Below are 5785 nucleotides of genomic sequence, written 5' to 3'. Positions count from 1 at the left end.
CCGGGTTCAATTGTTACGCGCTTTTATTTGCGAGTTTTTGCCGATTGAAACGGAATTATCCGGTGGCTGAATCGGAACGTGTTTTTGGCAACCGCTATCTATCTTGTTTTACAAATCATACCAATAGCTGTTTTATATAGAAGCTTGCTTCTTTTAGAAAAATATCGTCCATTGGAACCAAAGCCGGCGCAATCTTGATCTAATCGCCAAAACAAATACCGATATCTCTGGCCGTCTGAATCGAATCGCTGTCCAGCGGCACACGTTTAATGCTTCCGATGACTTGTTCCAACGGAACGGCCTTAACATTGGGTGGATCCAGCGCCACCATTGCGCCAAATTTTTCGTTTTCAATCAGCCGGACAGCGGCGGCACCAAACCGCAGGGAGATCAAACGGTCAAAGGTCGTGGGAGATCCGCCCCGCTGCAAATGCCCCAGAACCATTGAGCGGGCATCCTTGCCGGTGCGTTTGGATATTTCCTGGGCCACAAAACCACCGATACCCCCCAACAGAACATCCTGGCGTCCGATCTCGCCGGCGCCTTTATCCAGGGCCTTTGCCCCTTTGGGGGCGGCACCTTCGGCCACCACCACAATGGCATAATGGTCGCCGTGCAATTCATCTTCCATAATGTGGTCACAAATCTTATCGATATCAAAAGGAATTTCCGGTATTAAAATAACATGCGCGGCCCCGGATATGCCGCTGTTTAATGCAATCCAGCCCGCATGTCGACCCATTACCTCCACCACCATGACCCTTTCGTGCGACCTGGCGGTGGAATGCAGTCTGTCGATGGCTTCAGTGGCCGTGCTGACCGCGGTATCGAACCCAAAGGTGATAACCGTGCCGCCCAGATCATTATCGATGGTTTTGGGCACACCGATAACCGGCATCCCTTTTTGAAACAGATCATGGGCTATCTTAAGGCTGCCGTCACCGCCAACTGCAACCAGACAGTCAAATCTTAGCCGCTTAAAGTTTTGAATCACCCGATCTGAAACATCGCGGATTTCAATTTTGCCGGTCACATTTTTTACGGGCATTTCAAAGGGATTGCCTTTATTGGTGGTGCCCAGAATCGTTCCGCCCAGTATGGAAATCCGCCGAACCACTTCCGGCGTTAACCGGACGATTTCATCGGTGTTTAAAAGACCGGTATAACCGTTTTTAATGCCGTATATCTCCCAGTTGCGATGATAGGCCGACATTACAACCGCCTCAATGACGGCATTCAGCCCGGGGGCGTCGCCCCCGCCGGTATTGATGGCAATCCGCTTCCCTTTTAACATGTACACCTCCTTGGTTGGCAGTGACAATGTCATGTTTTATCGCAGCTGCCGGGATACTTATTCCGGCATAAAAAGAGCCATCTCTTTTGACGGACAAGTCAAGGCATAATCGATAATTTTTTGGGAATACCGTCCTATTCGGATCAGCATTTCAATTTTATGCAGAATGGCTGAAGATGCATCGATGACGATACGTTTCATGATCGAACACGTTTCAGGGTTTCGGACAAATATCAGCGGTGCAGTTGTTGAATGGGCGCCCGTTTCAGCGCCCGTTAAAATATGCCACACCAAATGGTATCCGTCGACTGTTGATATCTTTCAGCAAATTCAGTGAAAATGAGCGGGTCGCCTTCATGTGCAACTCAAAAATACCGCCGGTATGGGCATAAGCCGATGTGCATAAGGAGGTCTGTTCGATGGTACAAGCCTCTGGGGAAAAATATCAATATGGTTTTATTGCGGCTGATGCTTCAGTTACAGACAATTAATGTTGTCTAAAAATAAAATTCAGACTTTGTATCCTCACAAAGGCGGCCCCCACTTCAACCGCCTAAGTGCTTTCCTTCGTCAGCGCTTTATGAAACAAATCTGTTAAACTTGTCTGGATTCTTCTAACACCATCCTTTGCCGGCAAAATCTTAAAGCGAAAAGTTTCCATTTTTTGGGGGATCAGTTCGAGCGCCGCTGGTTCGCCTTTCAGATTTTTACATACTGCATCATACAAAATGCCGTTTTTAAAGTACATCACCCCCGGGGTCTTTGCAGACGACTCCATTTCAAGCATGCATGAAATCTGCTCCATTTCAATGATGTGAAGAAAACTCTCAAGAGAAATTCCATGGAAAGCCTCATCGCTGACATTTTGCCCCAGGATATCAATAACAGCACGGGCAAGGTCTTCGATGATAAACGGTTTGTGGAAAAAACGCAGGAGGTCTTTTGGCAGCTTTGCCTTCATTTGCGGCGTGCCGTAGGCGGTCATGACCAGGCAGGGGAGATTGGGGTGGTGTTCATTCACATATGCCAGCAGAACCAGTCCGTCGACCCGGGGCATCTGGATATCGGTCACGAGCACGGAAACCGGCTGCTCTTTTAGGATGTCGATGGCTTCCTGCCCGTCCACCGCTTCAACGACTTCAAACTTATCGTTGTATTTACCCAAAACCTTTGACATTCGTTTTAGATGAATACGGTCATCTTCAGCAATCAGAACTTTATCCATCTGTCACCTCAATTTCTTAAAAAGTTATCCACCAAGGTAGATATAACCGAAATTGAATTATTAAAACGAAAGCATGCGGGTGTCCGTTTAAAGATTTTCGTCTAAAAAATGGGTTCAAATCGCTTTTGGATTAATTTTGCACACATACCCTTTTATCGTCAAGAAATATTTAGTGTTTTAAGGGACGCGGGTTGGCGATTTTATCTTCTGCCAGAAACAGTTTGTCTTCTGCGGTCACCTGAACTATATCGGCCTGGATGAGGCCTCGGAGGGCCTGGGGTTTATAATCGCGGAAACTTACCAGTCGTTTGCCAAATCCCGACTGTCTCAATCCCAGTTCATCGATCGTTTTGGCACTGTCGCTGCATAAGGCGCTGTGTTCACGAAAAATTGAAATGACCTTAAGTACGGCATGTCGATTAATCGCTGTGGGCAGAACCAGCAGCAAAACCACAAACAAACCGATCAGAATTAGTACTGTCATCGTTAACACCTTGTCTTGGTTTTATGCAATTGCAGGGTTGACGGACCGGCCCGGGAAGTCCGCACCGCACCAAGCGAAAGATCCGACCGCGACTAAATCAGAAGATGGCTGACTTCTGCCGGTCTGATCGCAAGCACTTGAATGGTTTCCTGGCAATGGGGCGTTTTCACGTTTGCCGTCACCGGTGTAAATTCTGCTACCTTGCTGTATCCGGCGCAAACAGATGCCGCCAGGATAATGACATCCCTGCGGTGATGATTGGATACCAGCACACTCGGACTGGGAAAATCGACCAGCGTTATAATGGCATCCTGATCGGGATTGAAATGCTTTTCGATATTTTCATTGTCACTTTGTGTCCGCCCGACGATTATTTTTGTGGTCCGATCCACGCGAAAATGGCGGCCATATTTTAGGAGTTCGAGTTCAGCCTCATCGGTCTTTTCCTGGTGTCTAAACAGATCCTTGAGTCGTATTGAAAAATTTTTATCCGTCAGCAAACAGCCGCCGGCCGGGGCCGGATAATCTTTCACTCCGAATTCAGCCGCAAGTTGTATTTGGCGCTTGCGGGACCTGCCGGAAATATCAAGCAACCGCTCTCTGTCTACGAGGCCTTCCTGCTCCGGAATTGTTTCCGTTAGCCTTTTGGCACTCAGGGGACGCAAAATATAGCCTTCGAACCCGGAATTTTTTTCAACATAACGAAGAGACGCTTTTGTTTGGGACATGGGCCGCTGACCCAGCACTTCGCCGCTAAAAAGAAAATCGAATTTTTCGGCTTTCATGATTGCCCCGGCTTCCCTGAACATTAAGGCATGGCAATCCAGGCAGGGATTCATCTGTTTCCCGAACCCGCAGTGGGGGTTTTTCAGCATTTTAAGGTAGGTCTGCGTAATATTCTTTACCCGCAAGGGAATGTTCAGCAATTGGGACGCCTGCTGAGCCTTGTCAGATGAAAAAAAGGGGGTGCTGAATGTGATCCATTCAACTTCTATCCCCTGATTTCGCAAGACCAGCGCCGCCAGCCGGCTGTCAAGACCGCCGGAACACAGCCCCAATGCGCTTGCTTTTTTTTGTAACGCATTCATGATAAAGATACCACCATTTGAGAATGAGCCAGCTTTTGTTATAAAAATTCTGACGCATGGGAGTTGTAATCATGACCCGACACAAATCCACAGCGAAACAAATTAATAGAATACTAAAAGCCGCCTATCCAGAAGTCAAGACACAACTCCATTGCCGCAACCCGTTTGAACTGCTGGTGGCAACCATACTATCGGCCCAATGCACGGATAACCAGGTCAATGCCGTAACCGCAACCCTTTTTCAAAAGCTGAGTTCACCGGCGGATTTTGCCGCTGCGCCGCTGGATAAAATTGAAGCCTTAATACGGCCCACGGGTTATTTTCGCAATAAAGCCAAAAATATCAAAAATTGCAGCCGGATGCTGATTGAAAGATATAACGGCAAAGTCCCCGGCCGCCTGGATGAACTGGTAACACTCCCCGGTGTCGGCCGCAAAACAGCGAATGTCGTTTTAGGTGCTGCTTTCGGTATTCCGGGAATTGTCGTCGACACCCATGTCGGCCGAATATCCCAACGCCTGGGACTTACAGACAACAGCGATCCGGTCAAGATCGAATTTGATCTGATGAAATTATTTCCGCAAAGCGACTGGAGTGATTTTTCTTTACGCCTGATTTTCTTTGGCAGGGAAACCTGCAAAGCCCGAAAACCCCTCTGCCCCGCTTGTCCGCTCCACGATTTGTGCACATACCCGGATAAGACATTGTAATCGGTCCACATTATTTAGGCGGCGGTTAATATATCGCTGTTTTACAGACAATTTGACCCTTTAGAAAGTACCTGCCAAGGTGATTGACTTGTCCCCTTAAATCCTTACCTTTTGGTATGATTAAAATTACCTTTTGCGAAAGGATTCCAAAAAATGACAAATAGAAAAAACTCGGCATTTCAAAATAGATATGAATATTTTTTTATACGACTTGCCTTAACCTTAACAATTCTGACATTATTAACAGGTTGTTTCGCCAATTACGGCAAATACAGCCGGAGTAGAGACGTTGCCAAGATGTTTGAAACCCTCCAGGTGCCAGGTGACTATAAGTACTACTACACCGGTTCCGACAAAGACCCTGATGCCCTGATGGGTCTTCAGCGTGATTATGCCTTGAATAATGACCTCTGGAAAGAAACTGAAATGGACAGAAAGCAGCTGAAAAAATGGATCGATGAAATAAACCTGATCGGGTATTCAAGTTCTGCCAATGGGCACCTTATATTGGACCCCAATGGTAAAACAATCGGCATTTACTATTCCAAATGGGACGGCGGCCCTATAAAAATGGAATCTGGGAATCAGGTTCTTATCCACCTGCCGGATACAAATGGGCACAAACGGCCGATGTTATTAATGAAAAATGATTTGTTCTTTTAGCATTAATGCCGCCACCTGCCGCAAGGCCTAAGCAAGTGTTATTCGGTCCGAGCTTAGGCAGGAAAGGTTTGCGGTGCAACCTTAACAATCCCTTTTTTGATTGAGAAATAATTCTATAATCTTTCAATTTATTTATAAAAATCTTTCGGCTTCCTAAACCAACAACTGTATTTATCCTAATTAAGATTCCATTTCGGTTTTATGGAATTTTCGATGTCCTTCCGAAAAGAAAAGCAAGATTAAGCTATGAACGCAAATAACGGTTGGCATTCATATTGCTAAGCGGCCAATAGCGCGATCAACCGATCGGGCAAATCCGGC

The 5785-nt window shown here is 46.7% G+C and carries 7 protein-coding genes; 2 read left to right on the top strand and 5 right to left on the bottom strand.

Annotated features, from left to right (window positions below):
• Positions 1-199 precede the first annotated feature (199 nt).
• The 5 genes from P1P89_21830 to P1P89_21810 all read right to left on the bottom strand — a co-directional run bounded on the left by P1P89_21830 (position 200) and on the right by P1P89_21810 (position 4091).
• The gene (locus tag P1P89_21830) at positions 200-1294 is read right to left on the bottom strand and encodes an ATP-dependent 6-phosphofructokinase (GenBank protein MDF1594158.1); all 1095 of its coding nucleotides are present in this window, start codon (positions 1292-1294) and stop codon (positions 200-202) included.
• A 57-nt stretch (positions 1295-1351) separates the two neighbouring features.
• On the bottom strand, positions 1352-1585 hold the full coding sequence (locus tag P1P89_21825; protein ID MDF1594157.1) for a hypothetical protein: 234 nt from the start codon (positions 1583-1585) through the stop codon (positions 1352-1354).
• A 262-nt stretch (positions 1586-1847) separates the two neighbouring features.
• Positions 1848-2519: a response regulator gene (locus P1P89_21820; protein MDF1594156.1), complete on the bottom strand. Its 672-nt coding sequence runs from the start codon at positions 2517-2519 to the stop codon at positions 1848-1850.
• 169 nt (positions 2520-2688) lie between these two features.
• Positions 2689-3003 carry a hypothetical protein gene (locus P1P89_21815; protein ID MDF1594155.1) on the bottom strand — a complete coding sequence of 105 codons (315 nt, stop codon included), beginning with the start codon at positions 3001-3003 and terminating at the stop codon, positions 2689-2691.
• 92 nt (positions 3004-3095) lie between these two features.
• The gene (locus P1P89_21810; protein MDF1594154.1) at positions 3096-4091 is read right to left on the bottom strand and encodes a tRNA 4-thiouridine(8) synthase ThiI; all 996 of its coding nucleotides are present in this window, start codon (positions 4089-4091) and stop codon (positions 3096-3098) included.
• Between the two features lie 71 nt (positions 4092-4162).
• Here P1P89_21810 and nth point away from each other — a divergent pair, with 71 nt between their 5' ends.
• On the top strand, positions 4163-4801 hold the full coding sequence (gene nth, locus P1P89_21805) for an endonuclease III (protein MDF1594153.1): 639 nt from the start codon (positions 4163-4165) through the stop codon (positions 4799-4801).
• Positions 4802-4954: 153 nt separating this feature from the next.
• The gene (locus P1P89_21800; protein ID MDF1594152.1) at positions 4955-5464 is read left to right on the top strand and encodes a hypothetical protein; all 510 of its coding nucleotides are present in this window, start codon (positions 4955-4957) and stop codon (positions 5462-5464) included.
• The last annotated feature ends 321 nt before the right edge of the window (positions 5465-5785 follow it).

The sequence above is a fragment of the Desulfobacterales bacterium genome (assembly GCA_029211065.1).
GTDB lineage: Bacteria > Desulfobacterota > Desulfobacteria > Desulfobacterales > JARGFK01 > JARGFK01.
Note: the sequence above shows the minus strand (reverse complement) of the source record. Positions and strands in the feature narration are given on the sequence as shown.

Coding starts and splice junctions, on each gene's coding strand:
- P1P89_21830 (MDF1594158.1), bottom strand. CDS start 1,294: ATGTTAAAAGGGAAGCGGATTGCCATCAATACCGGCGGGGGCGACGCC.
- P1P89_21820 (MDF1594156.1), bottom strand. CDS start 2,519: ATGGATAAAGTTCTGATTGCTGAAGATGACCGTATTCATCTAAAACGA.
- P1P89_21815 (MDF1594155.1), bottom strand. CDS start 3,003: ATGACAGTACTAATTCTGATCGGTTTGTTTGTGGTTTTGCTGCTGGTT.
- P1P89_21810 (MDF1594154.1), bottom strand. CDS start 4,091: ATGAATGCGTTACAAAAAAAAGCAAGCGCATTGGGGCTGTGTTCCGGC.
- nth (MDF1594153.1), top strand. CDS start 4,163: ATGACCCGACACAAATCCACAGCGAAACAAATTAATAGAATACTAAAA.
- P1P89_21800 (MDF1594152.1), top strand. CDS start 4,955: ATGACAAATAGAAAAAACTCGGCATTTCAAAATAGATATGAATATTTT.